Source organism: Alistipes onderdonkii (assembly GCF_025145285.1).
Taxonomy (GTDB): domain Bacteria; phylum Bacteroidota; class Bacteroidia; order Bacteroidales; family Rikenellaceae; genus Alistipes; species Alistipes onderdonkii.
Window position 1 is genome coordinate 3565655 of sequence record NZ_CP102251.1, and the last position, 18830, is coordinate 3584484.

The 18830-nt window shown below is 61.9% G+C and carries 19 protein-coding genes; 8 read left to right on the top strand and 11 right to left on the bottom strand.

Going from position 1 to position 18830, the window contains the following annotated elements; genetic code table 11:
* Nucleotide 1: 1 nt before the first annotated feature.
* Nucleotides 2-1111, bottom strand: a complete 1110-nt coding sequence (locus NQ559_RS14755; protein WP_018696040.1) for an efflux RND transporter periplasmic adaptor subunit — start codon at nucleotides 1109-1111, stop codon at nucleotides 2-4.
* Nucleotides 1112-1285: 174 nt separating this feature from the next.
* Between NQ559_RS14755 and NQ559_RS14760 the strand changes: the two genes are divergently transcribed.
* Entirely contained in the window at nucleotides 1286-1459 is a 174-nt protein-coding gene (locus NQ559_RS14760; protein WP_018696039.1) for a BF3379 family histone-like protein, read from the top strand.
* 108 nt (nucleotides 1460-1567) lie between these two features.
* Here NQ559_RS14760 and NQ559_RS14765 read toward each other — a convergent pair whose 3' ends face one another.
* The 5 genes from NQ559_RS14765 to NQ559_RS14785 all read right to left on the bottom strand — a co-directional run bounded on the left by NQ559_RS14765 (nucleotide 1568) and on the right by NQ559_RS14785 (nucleotide 6029).
* On the bottom strand, nucleotides 1568-3280 hold the full coding sequence (locus NQ559_RS14765; protein ID WP_018696038.1) for a phosphoethanolamine transferase family protein: 1713 nt from the start codon (nucleotides 3278-3280) through the stop codon (nucleotides 1568-1570).
* A 12-nt stretch (nucleotides 3281-3292) separates the two neighbouring features.
* Complete coding sequence (locus tag NQ559_RS14770) at nucleotides 3293-4510, bottom strand: BamA/TamA family outer membrane protein (protein WP_018696037.1); 1218 nt, start codon at nucleotides 4508-4510, stop codon at nucleotides 3293-3295.
* Nucleotides 4511-4514: 4 nt separating this feature from the next.
* Entirely contained in the window at nucleotides 4515-5033 is a 519-nt protein-coding gene (locus NQ559_RS14775; RefSeq protein WP_018696036.1) for a hypothetical protein, read from the bottom strand.
* Nucleotides 5034-5135: 102 nt separating this feature from the next.
* Nucleotides 5136-5549: a DoxX family protein gene (locus NQ559_RS14780; protein ID WP_033395211.1), complete on the bottom strand. Its 414-nt coding sequence runs from the start codon at nucleotides 5547-5549 to the stop codon at nucleotides 5136-5138.
* A gap of 66 nt (nucleotides 5550-5615) precedes the next feature.
* Nucleotides 5616-6029 carry a YybH family protein gene (locus tag NQ559_RS14785; RefSeq protein WP_018696034.1) on the bottom strand — a complete coding sequence of 138 codons (414 nt, stop codon included), beginning with the start codon at nucleotides 6027-6029 and terminating at the stop codon, nucleotides 5616-5618.
* 401 nt (nucleotides 6030-6430) lie between these two features.
* On the opposite strand from NQ559_RS14785, the gene NQ559_RS14790 reads away from it, so the two are divergent.
* On the top strand, nucleotides 6431-6901 hold the full coding sequence (locus NQ559_RS14790; RefSeq protein WP_026318395.1) for a low molecular weight protein-tyrosine-phosphatase: 471 nt from the start codon (nucleotides 6431-6433) through the stop codon (nucleotides 6899-6901).
* A gap of 128 nt (nucleotides 6902-7029) precedes the next feature.
* Here NQ559_RS14790 and NQ559_RS14795 read toward each other — a convergent pair whose 3' ends face one another.
* From NQ559_RS14795 to fabG, 3 genes are all read right to left on the bottom strand, one after another.
* Nucleotides 7030-7908 (bottom strand): PorV/PorQ family protein, encoded by an 879-nt coding sequence (locus tag NQ559_RS14795; RefSeq protein ID WP_018696032.1) that lies wholly within the window; start codon nucleotides 7906-7908, stop codon nucleotides 7030-7032.
* Nucleotides 7909-7969: 61 nt separating this feature from the next.
* Entirely contained in the window at nucleotides 7970-8626 is a 657-nt protein-coding gene (locus NQ559_RS14800; RefSeq protein WP_018696031.1) for a chloramphenicol acetyltransferase, read from the bottom strand.
* A gap of 343 nt (nucleotides 8627-8969) precedes the next feature.
* Nucleotides 8970-9716: a 3-oxoacyl-[acyl-carrier-protein] reductase gene (fabG, locus tag NQ559_RS14805; RefSeq protein ID WP_018696030.1), complete on the bottom strand. Its 747-nt coding sequence runs from the start codon at nucleotides 9714-9716 to the stop codon at nucleotides 8970-8972.
* Nucleotides 9717-9887: 171 nt separating this feature from the next.
* On the opposite strand from fabG, the gene glyA reads away from it, so the two are divergent.
* The 6 genes from glyA (at nucleotide 9888) to NQ559_RS14835 (ending at nucleotide 16929) form a co-directional block, all read left to right on the top strand.
* On the top strand, nucleotides 9888-11168 hold the full coding sequence (gene glyA, locus NQ559_RS14810) for a serine hydroxymethyltransferase (RefSeq protein WP_018696029.1): 1281 nt from the start codon (nucleotides 9888-9890) through the stop codon (nucleotides 11166-11168).
* A 12-nt stretch (nucleotides 11169-11180) separates the two neighbouring features.
* Nucleotides 11181-11861: a DUF2461 domain-containing protein gene (locus tag NQ559_RS14815; RefSeq protein WP_018696028.1), complete on the top strand. Its 681-nt coding sequence runs from the start codon at nucleotides 11181-11183 to the stop codon at nucleotides 11859-11861.
* Nucleotides 11862-12300: 439 nt separating this feature from the next.
* Entirely contained in the window at nucleotides 12301-14187 is a 1887-nt protein-coding gene (locus NQ559_RS14820; RefSeq protein ID WP_026318394.1) for a PTS mannitol transporter subunit IICBA, read from the top strand.
* An 8-nt stretch (nucleotides 14188-14195) separates the two neighbouring features.
* On the top strand, nucleotides 14196-14459 hold the full coding sequence (locus tag NQ559_RS14825; protein ID WP_018696026.1) for an HPr family phosphocarrier protein: 264 nt from the start codon (nucleotides 14196-14198) through the stop codon (nucleotides 14457-14459).
* Nucleotides 14456-16045, top strand: coding sequence for a phosphoenolpyruvate--protein phosphotransferase (ptsP, locus tag NQ559_RS14830; protein ID WP_051087687.1), 1590 nt, complete (start codon nucleotides 14456-14458; stop codon nucleotides 16043-16045). Before NQ559_RS14825 ends, ptsP begins: the two co-directional genes overlap by 4 nt.
* Before the next feature lie 35 nt (nucleotides 16046-16080).
* Entirely contained in the window at nucleotides 16081-16929 is an 849-nt protein-coding gene (locus NQ559_RS14835; RefSeq protein WP_022333191.1) for an alpha/beta hydrolase, read from the top strand.
* Between the two features lie 156 nt (nucleotides 16930-17085).
* Here the strand turns inward: NQ559_RS14835 and NQ559_RS14840 are convergent, their stop codons facing one another.
* Together NQ559_RS14840 and NQ559_RS14845 are read right to left on the bottom strand one after the other, a co-directional pair.
* Nucleotides 17086-18066 (bottom strand): FecR family protein, encoded by a 981-nt coding sequence (locus NQ559_RS14840; RefSeq protein WP_018696023.1) that lies wholly within the window; start codon nucleotides 18064-18066, stop codon nucleotides 17086-17088.
* Between the two features lie 40 nt (nucleotides 18067-18106).
* Nucleotides 18107-18724, bottom strand: coding sequence for an RNA polymerase sigma-70 factor (locus NQ559_RS14845; RefSeq protein ID WP_018696022.1), 618 nt, complete (start codon nucleotides 18722-18724; stop codon nucleotides 18107-18109).
* Between the last annotated feature and the right edge of the window lie 106 nt (nucleotides 18725-18830).

An 18830-nucleotide genomic window follows, 5' to 3' on the forward strand; every position in this document is an offset into this window, starting at 1 on the left:
GTCACTTTTTTTCGGGGATGACCTTCATGCCGTTGTGCAGTTTCTGCTGCCCGGCCGTTACCACCAGTTCCCCGTCGATGAGCCCTTCGTCGATGCACCACATCGACCCGTACGTGTCGCCCGGGATCACCCGGCGGTACATGGCCGTGCTGTCGGGGCGTACCACCCAGACCGAATTGACGCCCTGCGCCTGGCTCACGCACGCCTGCGGCACGACCACGCGCGGCCGTACGGGGCCGACGCTGGCCTCCACACGGGCGAACTGCCCGGGTTTGAGCGAACGGTCGGGGTTGGGGAACATCACTACCAGCACGAGCGTCCCGGTCGTGCTCGACACGTCCTTGCGCGTATAGTCGTAAAGCCCCTCATAGGGGTATTCCGTGCCGTCGGCCAGCATCAGGCGAATGTCGGTGAGCAGTCCCGCATTGTCGAAGATCGAGGTGCGCGGCCCCGCCGAGCGCAGGTATTGCGCCATCGGGATCGCCACGTCGACGGTCAGCGTGTCGATGTTCGAAATGGTCGTCAGCACCCCGAACTGCGTGCCCGGGCCCACGTAGTCGCCCACGTGTGCCGAGGTGTTGGAGATGATACCGTCGATGGGCGAGCGAAGCTCCGTATAGCCGACGTTCATGCGGGCGCTGCTGAGGGTCTGCTCGGCCGAGCGGACGGTGGCTTCGGCGGCTTTGTACTGGGCCGTATACTGGTCCAACTGCGACTGGCTGATGGCGTTGATCCTGGCCAGCGGCACGGCGCGGTCGTAGTTGTTGCGGGCTTCGATCGCCTGCGCCCGGGCCGATTGCAGGGCGGCCTCGGCTGCGAGCATCGAGGTCGAAAGCTGGTCGGGGTCGATTGTGAACAACAGCTGCCCGCGCTTCACGGGCATACCGTTGGCAAACTGCTTCGTAAGCAGGTAGCCGTTCACGCGCGGCTGGATCACCGCATCGAAATTGCTCGCCAGGTAACCGATGAACTCCATGCGGTTGGGAACGCTGTCCGTGACGGCTTCGGCCACGCCGACCCTGAGCGGGGGCATGGCGGTTTCGGGCTTGTGCCTGCGGCACCCCGCGAGGAGTACGGCGAGCAGCCCCGTGATAAGGAAAAGTCTGTTCATACCGGGATGTTTTACACCCTTGCAGGGGCAAAAAACGTACCGTGAACAGGGTGACAGCTAGTTAAAAAGGGGATTATATGCTAAAAAAAGCTGATTTTTTTAACTGCAAATGATGATGTTTAGATAATTTTTATATCTTTGCGTTGATAACAAACCCAAATTAATATAAAAGTTATGAAAGAATTAGTAGCAAAGATCAATGCCGAGTACGAGGTATTCGCAGCAAATGCAGCAGCACAGGTAGAGAAAGGCAACAAGGCCGCCGGTACGCGTGCCCGCAAATCAGCACTGGAGATTTCGAAGCTGATGAAGGAATTCCGCAAGGTTTCCGTAGAGGCTGCGAAATAATCGCCGACTACAAAGACGCAACAAAGGCTGTCCTTGCGGGCAGCCTTTGTTGTTTTCGTGCCGCATGCGGGGTGCTCCCGCGGCAAGCCGGGCGGGCACGGGTGCAGGTCAGGGCTCGATGCCGAATTTGCGGAATACCTCCATGTCCTCCCCGGCGAGACCCGTCTTGCGGAAGGGTACGGCCTCGTTGTGGTCGTTCAGATAACGGCGCGGCCGGGTGCGGTCGTAGCCCGCGTTGACCAGCGACACGCCCGTGTCGATGTAATTCCCCCGGATCGAAGCCATGTCGGCCATGGTGTGGAACAGCGCGTGGGTCGTGGCGGGTACCGTGGCGTTTGCCTCGGCGGCAGCGGCCTTGTCGGGGAAATTCTGCCGGTAAGCGTCGGAGAACCACGCCAGCGAAGCGACGTAGAGCTGGTAGGCCGTCGTCGTGGGCGAAGCGTGCAGGAAGCGTTCGCGCCTGTCGTCGAGGATGTCCTCGCCGTGGTCGGCGCAGTAGAGCAGCGCCGACGAAGTCCCGCGCAGTCCGCGCAGGTACTGGATCGTTTCCGAGAGGAAGAAATCCGTGTAGAGGATCGAATTGTCGTAGGCGTTGCGGAGCGTCTGCACGTGTTCCCGCGAGATCGCCACGTCGTCGTCGGGGCGGAAATGCGCGAACTCGCGCGGGTAACGCTGGTGGTAGCTGAAGTGCGAGCCGTAGCAGTGGAGTATGAAGAGCATCTTCTGCGCCTTGTTGCTTTCCACGGCGCGGCGCACCTCGTCCAGCAGCTGCATGTCGTGGCGCGGCGAGCGGATATAGATCAGGTGGTCGGCGTCGCGGGCGAGTTTGTCGATCATGGCGCCCTGCGGCGACTGATTGGAGATGAACCAGGTCTCGAAACCGGCTTCGTTGAACAGCGCCGGGAGCCCCTTGCGGCGGTAGAGTTCGGGGTGCTCGTCGGTCGCAACGGACGAGAGGATCAGCGGCACGCTCTTGTGCGTGGTGTTGCTCTGCGTGAGCATGTCGCGGAAAACGATCAGGTCATCGACCTGCGAAAGGCGGGGATTCGTCTCGCGGTCGTAACCGTACAACTGCCAGTTCATCGCACGCGAGGCTTCGCCGATGACGTAGACGTATATCTCGCGCCCCGGCGCCTGGGCCGTGCGCGACGCACCGTAGGTGAAATCCTCCGAGGTCTCCTCGAAATTGTAGGCCTTGCAGAATTCCGTGGCGCTCAGGTGTACGTTGTAGAGCACGTTGAGCGGAAAGATCTCGTCCCGCAGCACGTGCCGGTCTTCGCTCACGCGGTAGGCCGGCCACAGCGCCAGCATGCCCAGCGCCATGAGCACCGCCCCGGTCAGCCCGACGTTCATGCGCGTGGTGCGCGATATCTGCCGTTTGTGCCCGATTTCGCGCGCGGCGAACCACAGCAGCGGCAGGTACATCACGCAGACCAGGATCACGGAGGGGTAGATGTTGCTCAGCAGCTCGCCCGCCTCGCCCGGGTTGGTCGTCACCAGGTTGGTGAACATGTCCGTGGCGATGATCGAGTTGCCGAAAAGGTACAGCAGCACGATCTGGAACGCGCACAGGAAAATGAACGGGAACGCCAGCCAGATCATTATGCCCGAACGGCGCAGTGCCACGCTCCACATCATATAAAATCCCAACGGCATCAGTATCAGCGCCTCGACCGTCCATACGGAGTAGGGTTCGGTGTTGGCCAGCACGCAGTTGGGGATAATCAGCGCGACAAAGAAATAGACGGTCAGCAGCGTGGTGAAACGGCTGCGGGTTTTGACCGTCCGTCGCCTGTTATTTTTATTCGGATCAGCATTCATATCTTTACTAACCTAAAAAGCTTCGTTCAGGCTCAGCAGGAACCCGCTGGTTTTCTTGCCGAAGCCGTAATCGAGCCGCACATTGACCCGTTTTTTCAGCTCCCACCTCAGGCCGACGCCATAGTTGGGAAGCGTTTCCGACCAGTCGAACCGGTCGAGGCTCTCGAATACGTTGCCGGCACCGCCCCATACCGTGCAGCCGATACGCCGCCAGATGCGCTGGCGCAACTCTACCTGGAAGGTAATCATGTCGTTGTCCGTATAGCGCCCCTGGTAGTAGCCGCGCATGCGCTGCGAACCGCCCATGCGGGCCAGCATCGGCCACGGGGTGCCTTCGGAGTTGAACTCCGCGTAGAGGTCGGTGGCGATCAGTCCCCCTTTCCATACCTGACGGTACCAGTCGGCCGTGAAGGTCGTGCGCCACAGCGACTTGCCGCAGTTGCCCAGCCCCTTGGCGAAGAAGGTCTCCTCCAGGCTGACATAGATGCCCCGGTACGGGTTGGGGATGAAGTCGCGCGAGTCGTACTCGAGGATGGCCCCGATGCCGGTGGCCGTGTAGTGCGTCTTCTGTCCGTACTGCGACAGGTAACGCTCGCTGCGGGCGTCGAATTTCTTGCCCTGCGTGTGCTCGAAGCTCAGGATGCCGCCCACATAGGTGTTGGGCAGCACGCGGTGCAGGTAGCGCCCCTTCACGAGGTAGCGTTTTTCGTTGTACGACCCCTCTTCGTTATACCGCCCGTCGTGGTAGCCGATGCCCCACATGTCGCGGGGCGCCGAGGCGAACATTACCGTGTAGTCGATGCGTTTGCTGTTGCGGGCGAAGATGTTGTTGCCCGTGACCCCCAGAGCATAGAACCCCGAGATCGAGACATTGGCGAAGATCGAGATGTCCGAGGGCGCCGTCACCGAGTCCGTACGGTCGATGCGGTAGAGGCCCGCGGCCAGCAGCCCGATGCCGAGGCTCGTATTCTTCGAGTAGCTCGGGCCCCCCGCGAAGGTGAAGTCGATCTTCTTTTCGAACGTGCGGTCGGTGGTCGAACCTTCGAAATATTTTACGACGCGGCGCAGGAACGGCGGGCGTTTTTCGGCCTGCGGTTCCTCTTCCTCCGGAAGCGGGGTGTATGTATAGTGCAGCGTATCGCTGCCGTTGATGTATACCTCCTGCTCCTGTGCCCGTCCGTGCAGGGCGCAGCCCAGGGTGAAGCATACAACGGCTATCCTGCGCAGCATCCGGCTATTTGTACTTCTCGATTGTTTCGTAGAAATCGGCCTTGTCCTGCTCCGAGAGCACGCCCTTGCGCAGGAATACCAGCTCGCCTTCCTTCGATACGATCATCAGCACGAACTGGTTGTTGCAGTCGCCCAGCTCCCATGCCGTGCTCAGGATGCGATCCTGGTCGGCCAGTACCAGCGCGCCGTTCTTGGCCGTGCGCTTCTTGGCCATGTTGCGGGCCATGCCGTTGGGAACCATCGGGGCGTCCTTGAGGTTCATCACCCCGAAGCCGTAGATGTTGTCCCCCTGTGCACGGTGGTTCTCCTCCAGCTCGACCGTGAAGTCGTTGTTCTGCTTGTGGCGGTCGGGATCTACATAGAATATCATCAGGTTCTTCTCTCCCCAGTACGGCAATTTGGTCGGTTTGCCGTCGAGGTCGAGCACTTCGACATTGTTCACTTTGCGCGGCAGCCCCTGGGCCATGGCTGCGGATGCCGTGAGCGAGAGGGCCGCCAGCATCGCGATTACTTTCATCTTCATTATATTCTGTTTTTTGGTTTTAAATGAAAACAAATCGGGACAAAGTTACAACATTTCCGCTAACATACCGACCGGCAGGCCATATAATATTGTTCTCTTCGTTCAATTTTTTCGTTTCGCAGGGAAAAGGGCCGTGTCGAATGCGTACAGCCCGCCGCCGGACATGGCCAGAAAAACATAGACCCCCAGCCAGGTGAATGCCAGCGTCCCGAAGCCCGGGGCGCCCCAGAGCAGCACCCCGAGGATTCCCGCGGCCATGACGATGGCCGATGCCCGCACCCACAGGCCCATGATTATCAGGGTGGCGAGCACCACCTCGACGAGCGAGACGATGACGAACACGGCCGGGCTGCCGGCGAATGCGAAAGAGGGATACGAGTCGACGATCTCGTTGTAATCCTGTATTTTGCCTATGTTGTGGAAGAACATCATGCCTCCCGCGAACAGGCGCATGTACAATACGGCCCAATCCATGTGCCTGCATTGTGCGATCCGTTCACCGATTCTTTTTTCCATGCCCCGTGCCGTGCAATTTGCATTCCAAACCCCGGTGAGGCGAATATCCGGCCACGCCGCACCGCCTCAATCGTCCTGCCGGGCGAAAGACCAGTGCGTATGGATGATCTCCCAACCGCCGGACGTTGCGGCCGTGTAAACTTCCGTGCAGTGCATCCTGAACACCTGCCCGTCCCTGAGGGCCTCGTAATCGTATGCCAGGACGGCAGCGCCCGGCGACAATCGCACGACGGGGCCGATCATCCGGTACGTGTCGATCCGGATCTTGCCCCTGACTGTGCCGTAGTACTCTCCGAGGGCTTTTTTGCCGATGAGTTTGCGTCCGAGAGCCGGGTCGAAATAGACTACGTCGCCGGACGTGAGTTCCAGGAACCCGTCGGGGTCGCCCTGGTTCCACCGCTCCAGTGCCCGCCTTTCCAATGCGATGATTGCGGCTTCGGGATCCCCGCCGCAAGGGGTGTGGTTCGTGTGCCCGTTCATAAAATTAAATTTAGGATGTATGCCGTGTTGGAGCTGTCATTCCCGCGGGATGCCCGCACAGGCCCCGCCGCCCAATATAGCCAATTTCCCTGAAACGGCCTAATCCCCATCCGCCTCGGGACGGTTACCGCCCCCCCCCGGCCGGCAGCCGTGCGGCTACGTCCCGGCGGGTAAAATTACCGCGGCTGCACCCGCCTGCGCCTTTTCCGCAGGGCCTGGACGGGTTGTGGCGCGGCATGGAATAAGTCCGGGCTTCCGGGGGTTGCACGCTCTTCGGCTTCTGGGAGAGGCGAACACATTCGGGCTTCCCGGGGGGGGGCTCTTCGTTTTTTGGACGGGCGGCGGCACGGCACGACCCGATAAATTTGGCACTCCTCGCGCCTTGCACTATCTTTGTCCCCATGGAAACAAAGATACTTTTCGTTTGTCTGGGGAATATCTGCCGTTCCCCGGCTGCCGACGGAATCATGCGGCACATAGTCCGCGAACGCGGGCTCGGGGCGGAGATTGCGGTCGACTCGGCCGGGACGTATGCCGGGCACACGGGCGAACTGCCCGATGCGCGCATGCGGCGGGCGGCGTCGCGCCGCGGCTATGACCTGACGCACCGTGCCCGGCAGATCCGCGAGGAGGACTTCGGGAAATTCGACATGATCGTGGTGATGGACGACCGGAACTACGAGCACGTGCACCGGCTGGCGCCGTCGCGTGCGGATGCCGCCAGGATCTTCCGTATGCGGGAGTTTTTCAGCCGCCATCCCGGCTGGGATCATGTTCCCGATCCCTATTACGAAGGTGCCGAGGGCTTCGAGCTGGTGCTCGACATGCTGGAAGACGGCTGCGAGGGAATCCTCGCGCACCTCGGGAAATAGGCTGCCGGAATACCGGGCGGACGGGTGCAGGTGTCATTTGTCGGAAAACCCTGCCGGCACCGCGGCACGCAATGCGAAACACCGGCCCGGAAGTACCCGGGCCGGTGTTTTCATGTTCCGGAAATCCCTTAGAAATCGAGTCCGAAGCTGATGCTGTACGTATTGTGCAGCAGCGTCTCCTTGCGTGCGATCAGGTAGGCGAAATCGAGGCGCAGGTGCAGGAACCGCACGCCGGCGCCGACCGACCCGTAGGTGGGGTAGTAATTCCGCCGTTCGCCGTAGTGGTAGCCCGCCCGCAGCTGGATGAGCTGCATGAGGTTGTATTCGGCGCCCACCGACATCTGGAACCCGCGCACCCGCGCCGGGGAGAAATAGTAGCCCCAGTCCGCCCCGACGGTTATTTCGTGGGCATCGGTGAGGAACGTATCCAGCGCCACGCCCGCCGTGAGATCCATCGGCAGCGTATAGTCCGTTTTCCCGAGGTAACCGCCCAGGTTGCCCAGCTTGCCGCCGACGCGCAGCGTAGAGTAGCTGCCGACGTTCTCCAGCGGCTGCGACCACGCAACGCTCAGGTCGACGGCCAGTGCGTCGGCCGTGTCGTCGTGGCGTTTGAGGTGCATGTAGCGCCCCACGATGCCGACGGCCCACCTCTCGCCCAGGCGGCGCGAATAGCCCAGGTCGACGGCCATGTCGTTGTTGCCCCGTTCGCGCAGGTACTGCCGCCAGCCGATTTGTGCCATGTTGACGTTGTCGAACCGGCAGAACCCGGTCACGGCATAGTAGTCGAACTCGCCCTGCCCGTAGTAGGACGAGGAGACCTGCGAGGGCATCTGCGAAAAGATGGCCGTCGCCGAATTATTATAGATGGCGTGCGAACCCGACAGGGTCGTCATGGCTACGCCGCCCATGCCGAGCGCCTTGGCGTCGGGTGTCGGGAGCGTAGCCTCCTGCGCCGAAGCATACAGCGCGGCGGCAAGGAGTGCCAGGGTGGTTGTCAGACGTTTCATACGGCAAATATAGCAAAAAAGATGCAACTTCCATTCCGGGGCGCTGCCTGCGCACGTTCCGTCAGCACGAAATCCGTTTCAGGTGGGCTGCCACCAGTTCGAAGAAGCGCGAAATATGCTCCCCGTCGACGAAAGCGTGGTTGACGAAGATCGAGAGGGGCATCACGAGCCGGCCTTCGCGTGCGACCGCCTTGCCGGCGTTCATCAACGGGTATTCGGTGGGCTGGCCGGGTGCTCCCTGGGCATAGGTGACCGAGGTGAAATAGAGTTTCGGCGTGGCGCTCAGGAGGAAGACATCGTAGTCGCCCTGTGCCTGCAACACTTTTTCCTCCCCGTAAGGATCCCCGTCGGAAGGAATGCCGGTGACGATGGCGCGCGCCCGGGCATAGAACCTGTCGAACTCGGCGTGGTAGGGGATGCGGACGGTGTAGAACGTGCGTCCCGGGACGGCAATCGGCGTGATGACGTCCACCCTGTCGTGGTAAACCACGTTGCCGCTGCTGTCGGTGCGGTAGCGAAACTCTTCGATCTCGTTTACCGAACGCAGGACGGCATAGAGGTAGTAGAGGAAGAACGAACGCCCGGTGGCCTTCGCCGCCGCGCGGGCTTCGGTGCAGTCGACCTCGGTCGCTACCGAAATCCAGGAATTGAGGAAATTGCGGAAGAAGGCGTAATTGTCGCGCCGCTCCCATGTTTCGATGTCTACGATATGTTTCATGGCGGAAATTTTCCGCAAAGATAGCGATTCCCATTGCAGTTTGTCGTGCGGCCGGCGGAATTTTGCATGCCGGACGATTGCCGTTGTGCGGCGGGCATCTTGGGGCGGGGGAGGCAATTACGTCCGCTTCCCGCTGCGTGACCGCCGCGGCATGGTGCAATTGCATGCGCTCCGTTGCGTGACGCTCCGCGGCCGGCTGCGGGACAGCGGCAATACGATAAGTTCCCTGCGGGGGTATGGCCGTAAAAAAGCACCCGCCCGAACCTGTTCGGGACGGATGCTTCGATTCGCGTCCGATGCCTTGCGGCATGGTTTTACGTATTTCTATGGCCTGTACCGCCTTTTAGCAGTTCATCGCGCCGCAGCAGTGGATGACCTGCCCGCTGACATACGACGAGAGATCCGACGCGAGGAACAGCGCGACTTTCGCCACATCCTCGGGCGTGCCGCCGCGGCGGAGCGGGATCTGCTTGTACCAGCCTTCTTTCACCTCGTCGGGCAGCTTGTCGGTCATCTCGGTCATGATGAAGCCCGGGGCGATGGCGTTGGCGCGGATGCCGCGAGGGCCCATCTCCTTGGCGATCGACTTGGCCAGGCCGATCATGCCGGCCTTCGAGGCTGAATAGTTGCACTGGCCCGCGTTGCCGCTGACGCCCACCACCGACGACATGTTGATGATCGAACCGCTCTTCTGGCGGGCCATAATGGGCGTCACGGCATGGATGAAGTTGAACGCCGACTTGAGGTTTACGGTCAGCACGGCGTCCCACTGCGCCTCGGACATGCGCATCATCAGGCCGTCCTTGGTGATGCCGGCGTTGTTCACCAGGATGTCTATGCGGCCGAAGTCCTTCACGATCCGGTCGATGACCTCATGCGTCTCTTCGAAATTCGCCGCATTCGAGGCATAGCCTTTGGCCTTGACGCCCAGCGCTGCGATCTCGGCCTCGGTGGCCTTGCCGTTCTCGTCGATCGCCAGGTCGGTGAACGCCACATCGGCGCCTTCCTTGGCGAATTCAAGTGCGATGGCTTTGCCGATGCCGCGGGCTGCACCCGTTACGACAGCCACTTTTCCTTCGAGTAATTTCATAACTTTCAACGTATTAAGAGTTTCGGTAAAATATTCTGTTTTTCCTTTTTTCGTCCAAAAGACGAACAAAGTTAAGAAAAATATTTTGAAACGTCCCGCCGCCGCCGGATTTTCGCCAAATATTACTAACTTTACCGTCCGTAAACGGAATTTCGTAAAACCCTTAACGATATGAAAAGAGACACCCAGATTTTCGATCTGATCGCCGCCGAGCGCAGCCGTCAGATGCATGGCATCGAATTGATCGCCTCGGAGAATTTCGTCAGCGACCAGGTCATGGAAGCCATGGGCTCCGTGCTGACCAACAAATATGCCGAGGGCTATCCCGGGGCCCGCTATTACGGCGGCTGCGAGGTCGTGGACAAGGTCGAGACACTCGCCATCGAACGCATCTGCCGCCTCTACGGCGCCGAATACGCCAACGTGCAGCCCCACTCGGGCGCACAGGCCAACATGGCGGTATTCTTCGCCTGCATGCAGCCGGGCGATACCTTCATGGGGCTCGACCTGGCGCACGGAGGCCACCTTTCGCACGGTTCGCCGGTCAACATGTCGGGCAAGTATTTCAACGCCGTGGGTTACCAGTTGGACGAGGCCACGGGTGTCATCGACTACGACGCCATGGAACGCAAGGCGCTGGAGTGCAAGCCCAAGGTGATCGTCGGAGGCGCCTCGGCCTATTCGCGCGAATGGGATTACAAACGTATGCGCGCCATCGCAGACAAGGTGGGGGCGTTGCTGCTCGTGGACATGGCGCACACGGCCGGCCTGATCGCCGCCGGGCTGCTGGACAACCCCGTGAAATACGCGCATATCGTCACCTCGACGACGCACAAGACCCTGCGCGGCCCGCGCGGCGGTATTATCCTGATGGGCAAGGATTTCGAGAACCCCTGGGGGCTCACCACGCCCAAGGGTGCCGTGAAGATGATGTCGCAAATCCTCAATTCGGCCGTATTCCCCGGCATCCAGGGCGGGCCGCTCGAACACGTCATCGCCGCCAAGGCCGTGGCGTTCGGCGAGGCGCTCGAGCCCTCGTACAAGGAGTACCAGGCGCAGGTGCAGAAGAACGCCAGGGCGATGGCCGAAGCGTTCGTTAAACGCGGTTACAAGATCGTTTCGGGCGGCACGGACAACCACCTGATGCTGGTCGATCTGCGCACGAAGTTCCCCGAGCTGACGGGCAAGCTGGCCGAGAAGTGCCTCGTGGCGGCCGACATCACCACCAACAAGAACATGGTGCCGTTCGACAGCCGCTCGCCGTTCCAGACTTCGGGGCTGCGCTTCGGGACGCCGGCCATCACCACCCGCGGCCTGAAGGAGGACAGGATGGACTACATCGTCGGCCTGATCGACCGGGTGCTGCACGACCCCGAGAACGAGGCCAATATCGCCGCCGTACGCAAGGACGTGAACGCCCTGATGGCCGGCTATCCGCTTTTCGCGTGGTAAAATTCCGGTAGGATGAAAGAGGTCATCGACTTTTTCCGCCGCCTGCACGACAACAACGACCGTGCATGGTTCGACGCCCACCGCACCGAATGGGCGCACGTGAAGGGACGCTTCGCGGCTTTCACGGAGCAGCTCATCGCCGGGATCGCCGAGTTCGACCCTACGGTGCGCGGCCTCAGGGTGCAGGACTGCACCTACCGCATCGCCCGCGACACGCGGTTCAGTCCCGACAAGTCGCCCTATAAAACATATATAGGTGCGTATATCGCGCCCAAGGGCAAGAAGTCGGGGTTTGCAGGCTACTATTTCCACATCGAACCCTGCTGCGACAGCCTGGTGTGGAGCAACCTGCTTTCGGCGGGGCTCTACTGCCCCGAGCCGGTCGTGCTGCGCAGCGTGCGCGAGGAGATCCTCGACAACGGTGCGGAAATCGCGGCGGCCATCCGCAAGGCCAAGGGGTTCGGCATCGTCGAAGAGAACAAGCTCAAGCGGGTTCCTACGGGATTCCCTGCCGACAGCGAGTATGCCGAGATGCTGAAGCTCAAGGATTTCTATATCGCCAAGCGGATCACCGAGGAGTTCCTGCTCTCGGACGACCTGCTGGAGCGAACCCTCGCGGAGTTCCGCCGCACGCAGCCGTTCATCGCGATCCTGAACCGTGCCGTGCAGTTCGCCCACGAAGAGATGATGTGACCTGCCCGTGCAATAACGCAACCGCCTTCCCGGATCGGGGGAGGCGGTTTTTTGTCGGCGGGAGCCTCCGGCGCGGCACTTCGCAGGGAATCGCATGTATGGCGGGCGCCATCCGCCGGAGGGGTCGTCAGGGCGGGACGGCTTCCAACCGTTTCGCCGTCGGCGACCGCACGGCCGGGGGAAGAGGGGCATGAAAAACAGCTCCCCGGCATCCTGCGGAAATTCGCAAGGGATCCCGAAATCCCGGTTCCCGGCGGGACGGGACGGCAATTTCCATCCCTGCAGCGGTCGTGTCCCCGGTTCGGTGCCGTGGCCGGAAGCCCCGCCCGCGACAAAAAACGGCGAAATCCGCCGCCGCCCGAAAAAAACAGGGCGATTCTTTGCCTGCGGAATAGGTGATTCGCGCGCTTTCCTTGTATTATATACAAGAAAGAAAGCTATGCGACAACAAATACAGAAATTCGGCAGGGCCCTGAGCGGCATGGTCATGCCCAATATCGGCGCATTCATCGCGTGGGGATTCGTCACGGCGCTCTTCATCCCCTCGGGATGGTGGCCCAACGCTCAGATGGCACGCCTGGTCGACCCGATGCTGACCTACCTGCTGCCGTTGCTGATCGCCTATACGGCCGGGCGCAACGTCGCCGGCGAACGGGGTGGCGTAATCGGGGCCATCGCCGCCATGGGCGTCATCGTCGGCAGCGACATCCCGATGTTCATCGGAGCCATGGTCATGGGCCCGCTGGGCGGGTATACGATCCGGTGGTTCGACAAACTTACGCAGGGACGCATAAAGGCGGGCTTCGAGATGCTCGTGAGCAATTTCTCGATAGGCATCCTCGGTATGCTGCTGGCCATACTGGGCTATTGGGTCATCGGCGGTGCGGTGACGGGGCTGACGCTGCTGGTCAGCAACGGCGTGGAGGTCGTGATCCGCCACGGACTGCTGCCGCTCGTGTCGCTTCTGGTCGAGCCGTCCAAGGTGCTGTTCCTCAATAATGCCCTGAACCACGGCATCTTCTCGCCGATCGGCATCGAGCAGGCCCGCGAAACCGGGCAGTCGATCATGTTCCTGCTGGAAACGAATCCCGGGCCCGGGCTGGGCGTACTGCTGGCCTGCTGTTTTTTCGGCCGCGGCAATATGCGCCAGTCGGCACCCGGCGCCGTAATCATCCAGTTCTTCGGCGGTATCCACGAAATCTATTTTCCCTATATCCTGGCGCGCCCGGCGCTGATCCTCGCCCCTGTTGCGGGCAGTGCCGCCGGGCTGCTGTTCTTTTCGCTTGCCGGGGCCGGACTGGTGGCGCCGGCTTCGCCCGGCAGCATCATTTCGGTGCTGGCCATGGCTCCCAAAGGCCAGACCCTCGTCGTGCTGGCCGGGGTGCTGATCTCCACGGCGGTGTCGCTGCTCATGGCGGCGCCCTTCGTCCGGCGTGCCGCCGCTGCGGAGGATATGCCGACAGGCGCAATCCCCGCCGCGCAGAGCGGGGCACCCGCCGTAAAGGCCGCGCTGCACTTCCCGGCACATATCCGCAAGGTGGTTTTCGCCTGCGATGCGGGCATGGGGTCGAGTGCGCTGGGTGCCACGCGGTTTCGAAAAAGGCTCTCCGATGCGGGCATCGGCACGGCGGTCGGCAACTGTGCCGCGGACGGCATTCCCGCCGATGCCGACGTCGTTGTCTGCCAGTCCGTGCTGGCCGGGCGGATCGCCGGATCGGCACATGGAGCCGCGCTGGTCGTGATCGACAATTTCCTGGCAGACCCGGCCCTCGACGTCCTGTTCGCCCGGTTGGCGCAACAGGACGGTGCGGACGCACAGCCCTCCGACGCCGGCCTGCGAAGGGCGGGCGATGCCCCGGATCGCATGGCCTCCCCGCAGCCGGACGATGCTGCGGGGCGGTCTCCCGGCGAGGTCTTGCGCCCCGGGAATATCCGGACGGGACTTTCCACCGAACCCAAGGAAGCCTCGATCCGGCGGGCCGGGGAACTGCTCGCAGCGGGCGGATATGTCGAACCCGGATATGCGGATGCCATGCTGCGCCGCGAGGAACTCGCAACGACCTATATGGGCATGGGCATCGCCATTCCGCACGGCACGTCCGACGCCAAGAAGTGCGTCCTGCACTCGGGCATCGTGGTGCTGCAATACCCCGGCGGGGTTGCGTTCGGCGACGAAAAGGCATACCTCGTAGTGGGCATTGCCGGCGTGGGGGACGCCCATCTGGATATCCTGGCCCGGCTGGGCGAGGTATTCGGGGACGAAGAACTGTTGCGGAGGCTGACGACCGAAGGCGATCCGCAGGTGATATACGAAGCACTGAAATAACTACCTATATGACAACCGGAAAAGTAACGATCACCGCCCCGAACGGCATGCATGCGCGGCCTGCGGGCGAACTTGTAAAGTTAATCAGGGGGCTTGCGCCCGCCAGGATCACCCTGCGCACCGCAGCCCGGGAGGCCAGTGCCGTGAGCATTCTTTCGCTCCTGGCATTGGGGCTCAAACACGGCACCGAAGTGGAAGTCTGCGCCGAGGGCGGCGACGAAGCCGCCGCCGTGCGGGCCGTAACGGATTTCATCGCCGGCATCCGCGAATGATGTTCACGATCCGAGGAATCCCGACGGCGGGGATCGCCGTCGGGACGGCGTTCGTGCTGCAACGCCGCGCATCCGCCGCTGCTACGGCCGCGGCAGGCGACCCCGTGGCCGAGGCCGGGCGGTTCCATGCGGCGCTGGAGCGTGCGAAGGCGGAGCTGTCCGCACTGGCGGAAGGGGAGGCTGTTTTCGCCGCCCATCTGGAGATGGCCGGCGACCCGATGCTCGCCGGGCTGGTCGAGGGGAGGATTGCGGAAAAGCACCTGTCCGCCGAGCAGGCGCTCGGAGAAGCCTGCGAAGAGGTGTGCGGCATGTTCGCGGCGCTCGACGACGACTACCTGCGCGGACGTACCGACGATGTGCGGGACGTATGTGCGCGTATCGGCCGCATCCTGTCGGGCGAAACCGCCCACGATCCCTTTGCCGGGCTGGCTCCCGGGACGATCGTGGTGGCCGACGAGCTGGCGCCTTCGGATACGGCACAGATGGATTTCAGCAGGGTCGCCGGATTGGTGACGGCGCACGGAAGCGTGACGAGCCATGTCGCGATCATCGCCCGGAACAAGGGCATCGCGGCGCTGGTCGGCGTTGCCGGGTGCATGCGGCAGGTCAGAACCGGCGACCGGCTGATAATCGACGGGGAGCGGGGCGAACTGATCGTCGACCCCGATCCGGCTACCGGACGCAAATACGCCGCGCGGCTCGAATCGCTGCGCCAGGATGCGTTCCGCTGCGCGGCGGATGCACAGGCGCCCGCCGGGCGGCGGATCACGGTGCTGGGCAATGCCGCGAACGTCGACGAAGTGCGACGCGCGCTCGATGCAGGCGCCGAGGGCATCGGACTTTTCCGGAGCGAGTTCCTCTACATGCAGGGCCCGGCGCTTCCCGACGAAGAGACGCAGTTTGCGGCATACCGTGCCGCGGCGGAGCTTTGCGGGGCACGTCCGCTGACTGTACGGACACTTGATATAGGCGGGGATAAAGAATTGCCCTACATGCACTTCGAGCCGGAGGAAAACCCGTTTCTGGGATGGCGTGCGATCCGGGTTTCGCTGGCCATGCCGGAGCTGTTCCGCACCCAGCTGCGGGCATTGCTGCGCGCGAGCGCATTCGGCAACGTGCGGGTGATGTTCCCGATGATAGCTTCGGTCGGGGAGTTCCGCGCCGCCAAAGCGGTTGTCGAGACCTGCATGGCGGAACTCGACGCAGAAGGGGTTGCCTACGACCGCGACATAGCGCTGGGGGTGATGATCGAGACCCCGGCCGCCGTATTCATCGCCGACGAACTGGCTGCCCGGGCGCGGTTTTTCAGCATCGGCACCAACGACCTGACGCAGTACGTGATGGCTGCCGACCGCGGAAATCCCCGCGTAGCCTACCTTTGCGACGCATTCGACCCGGCCGTGCAACGCAGCATCGGCATGGTACTCGACGCCGCGCACCGGGCGGGTATCGAAGCCGGGATGTGCGGCGAACTGGCCGCCGACCCGCGCGCCACGCAGCGCCTCGTGGCACTCGGCCTCGGGGAATTCAGCGTCGGCCCCCCGGCCATCGCCCCGTTGAAACACCGTATACGGACTGACAAATAATTTTTATCTTTATCCCAACGTCTAAAACTCGAATTATGAAGAAAACAATGCTCCTGCTCTTCGCCCTCATGCTGTCGTCGGCGATTTGTGCGCAGGATTACCACGTTGTCCTGTGGGACAACACGACGGCACCCACCTCGAACGGGCTTTCGGGCGACGAGGTCGAATCCAAGCCCGGACAGTGGAAAAACACGCAGACGGCCGAAATGTGGATTTACAAGGCCGGAGACAATGCCACGGGGCAGGCGCTCGTGTTTTTCCCCGGGGGCGGCTATTCGTCGCTCTCGGTCGGCAACGGACATAAGGAGGCCCAGTGGTTCGCCCGGAACGGCATCACGGCCGCGGTGGTGAAATACCGCCTGCCCAACGGCCACAGCGAGGTTCCGCGCAACGATGCCGACGAGGCGCTGCGCGTGATGCGTTCGATGGCTGCGGAGCTGAACATCGACCCCGCGAAAGTGGGGGTGTCGGGGACTTCGGCCGGGGGTTACCTCGCCGGGAGCGTCGGGACGCTTTCGGACGTGAAGCCGGGCTTCATGATCCTCTTCTACCCGGTGATCTCGGCCGACCCGGACAAACGTCACAAGGGGACTTTCGTACAGCTGCTCGGCGCCGAAGATGCCGACAAACCCCTTGCACAGGAGTTCTCGCTCGAGAAGAAGGTCGATGCCGCCACGCCGCCGACGCTGTTGTTCCATTGCGACGACGACAAGGTGGTACCGGCCGTGAACAGCGCGCTGTTCTACCAGAAGCTCAAGGAACACGGCATCAAGGCCACGCTGCACATCTATCCGTCGGGCGGCCACGGCTGGGGCATGAACTCCCGCTTCCGCTATTACGACGACTGGCAGAAAGCCACGCTCGACTGGCTTTCGACGCTCTGATCCCGCGGCGCCTGCGGCCCCGTGAAACGATAAAAGAGGCTCTGGAAAGAGCCTCTTTTTGTTGTGCGGTTCTGCCGGCATTCCGGTACGCGAGCTGGCGCCGGTGCCGCGTGCGGCCGATCCCGGGAATCCGGCGGCCGGTATTCCCCGCTGCGCTTATTTCTTGCGGTAGATGACCTCGCAATGCTCGCCCGTGAGGTATTCGACGATATTGAGCACCTCTTCGAGCGAATTGGAACGCTGGTAATTGAACGTATAGCGTTTGTCGTCGTAGCGTCCCGCCACCGAGAGCCGCACGCCGAAGGTCGTCTCGATGTGCGAGATGATCTCGTGCAGCGTAGCGTCGGACATCGTCACCAGGTCGTACTGGGTCAGCACGAGGTGCGAAGCGTTAACCTGCGTAATGGCGAGGTTGTCGTCCGCAGCGTCGTACAGGGCGCGCTGGTCGGGTTGCAGCGTCACCAGGTTGACCCCTGCGGGCGTCTGAAGGCGTACGGAGCCGTGTTCGAGGACGACTTCGGCCTGCTGCGAACCTTCGTAGGCCTGCATGCAGAAGGAGGTGCCCAGCACGCGCACGCGCAATTTGTCGGTGGACACGACGAACGGGGCGGCTTCGTCCCGCGCCACCTCGAAGAAGGCCGCACCGGCCAGCTGCACGTTGCGCTGCGTCGGGCCGAAAGCTTCGGGCAGTGTCAGCCTCGTACGGGCGTTGAGCCACACGTGCGTCCCGTCGTCAAGCGTGACGGTCGTCACCGCATCGCCCGTGTTCTCGTAAACCCGGTATATTTTGGGTGCCGAAAAGAAAAGCCACGCCGTGCCGGCGCATACGGCGAGCAGGACGGCAGCAGCGGCCCCCAGCGTCCACCGCACCAGTTTGCGGCGCCTGGCGTATCGCTCCCCGGCGGCGATCTTCCCGATCCGGTGGTCGGTGCTGCGCATGAACGATGCGAAGCGCGCCAGGTCGGTGCTCTCCTCGAAGACGCGGCGTGCCCCCCACAGGCTCTTCAGTTCGAAGAAGTATTTGCGGTGCTCCTCCGACTCCTCCAGCCACGCGAGGAGGTACTTTTCCTCCTGTTCCGAAGTCTCCCCGGCAAAATATTTTTGTATGACTGAGTCCATTATAATCGTATCGTCCATTTGTTCTGTGTCCGTTTAGTATACAATCCACGGGAGAAATCTACCCAAGCGGATGGGAATTATTTTGCAAAAAAATGAAAAACAGCAGCAGAATCAGCTCCGATTTCGACAATTTTGCCCGCAGTTGCCTCAGGGCAAGGTAAATATGGTTTTCGACCGTGCTCTGCGCAATCCCCATCTGTTCGCTGATCTCGCGGTGGGAGAATCCTTGCAGGTAACTCAGCGAAAAGACCTCGCGGCATTTGACCGGGAGGGCTGCGATCGCCTCGTTGATACTCGTGCGCAGATCCTGCGAGTAGAGCTTTTCGATGACCGGATTCCGGTCGGGATCGTAATAGGCGTAGCCGATGCTTTCGATACGTTCCTGGTAGTAGGAGCGGTAACTGCACGCATGGCGGTGCTTGTTGACGTAGTTGACCGACTGGTTGTAGACCGAACGCAGCAGGTAGCCGTAGAGCGACTGTCCCGGGTCGAGCGCCTCGCGGCGCACCCATACGTTAACGAATACGTCCTGCACGACGTCCTGCGCCCAGTTCCCGTTCAGGAAGAGGCGTGCGTAGGCCGTCAGCGGCGCATAATAACGGCCGCACATCTCGTCGAAGGCTTCGCGGCTCCCGGCGCGTATGGCGGATATGAGTTCTGCAGGCTCCATGTTCATATGCACAAAGTTAGAAAATATTTGCAGATTGGCGAGCCCGCCTGCCTTTTTTGTTTTCCGCAGGGCAATAAAAACGGCGGCGGGCATGATACCCACCGCCGTCGGC

Coding starts and splice junctions, on each gene's coding strand:
- NQ559_RS14755 (WP_018696040.1), bottom strand. CDS start 1,111: ATGAACAGACTTTTCCTTATCACGGGGCTGCTCGCCGTACTCCTCGCG.
- NQ559_RS14760 (WP_018696039.1), top strand. CDS start 1,286: ATGAAAGAATTAGTAGCAAAGATCAATGCCGAGTACGAGGTATTCGCA.
- NQ559_RS14765 (WP_018696038.1), bottom strand. CDS start 3,280: ATGAATGCTGATCCGAATAAAAATAACAGGCGACGGACGGTCAAAACC.
- NQ559_RS14770 (WP_018696037.1), bottom strand. CDS start 4,510: ATGCTGCGCAGGATAGCCGTTGTATGCTTCACCCTGGGCTGCGCCCTG.
- NQ559_RS14775 (WP_018696036.1), bottom strand. CDS start 5,033: ATGAAGATGAAAGTAATCGCGATGCTGGCGGCCCTCTCGCTCACGGCA.
- NQ559_RS14780 (WP_033395211.1), bottom strand. CDS start 5,549: ATGGAAAAAAGAATCGGTGAACGGATCGCACAATGCAGGCACATGGAT.
- NQ559_RS14785 (WP_018696034.1), bottom strand. CDS start 6,029: ATGAACGGGCACACGAACCACACCCCTTGCGGCGGGGATCCCGAAGCC.
- NQ559_RS14790 (WP_026318395.1), top strand. CDS start 6,431: ATGGAAACAAAGATACTTTTCGTTTGTCTGGGGAATATCTGCCGTTCC.
- NQ559_RS14795 (WP_018696032.1), bottom strand. CDS start 7,908: ATGAAACGTCTGACAACCACCCTGGCACTCCTTGCCGCCGCGCTGTAT.
- NQ559_RS14800 (WP_018696031.1), bottom strand. CDS start 8,626: ATGAAACATATCGTAGACATCGAAACATGGGAGCGGCGCGACAATTAC.
- fabG (WP_018696030.1), bottom strand. CDS start 9,716: ATGAAATTACTCGAAGGAAAAGTGGCTGTCGTAACGGGTGCAGCCCGC.
- glyA (WP_018696029.1), top strand. CDS start 9,888: ATGAAAAGAGACACCCAGATTTTCGATCTGATCGCCGCCGAGCGCAGC.
- NQ559_RS14815 (WP_018696028.1), top strand. CDS start 11,181: ATGAAAGAGGTCATCGACTTTTTCCGCCGCCTGCACGACAACAACGAC.
- NQ559_RS14820 (WP_026318394.1), top strand. CDS start 12,301: ATGCGACAACAAATACAGAAATTCGGCAGGGCCCTGAGCGGCATGGTC.
- NQ559_RS14825 (WP_018696026.1), top strand. CDS start 14,196: ATGACAACCGGAAAAGTAACGATCACCGCCCCGAACGGCATGCATGCG.
- ptsP (WP_051087687.1), top strand. CDS start 14,456: ATGATGTTCACGATCCGAGGAATCCCGACGGCGGGGATCGCCGTCGGG.
- NQ559_RS14835 (WP_022333191.1), top strand. CDS start 16,081: ATGAAGAAAACAATGCTCCTGCTCTTCGCCCTCATGCTGTCGTCGGCG.
- NQ559_RS14840 (WP_018696023.1), bottom strand. CDS start 18,066: ATGGACGATACGATTATAATGGACTCAGTCATACAAAAATATTTTGCC.
- NQ559_RS14845 (WP_018696022.1), bottom strand. CDS start 18,724: ATGAACATGGAGCCTGCAGAACTCATATCCGCCATACGCGCCGGGAGC.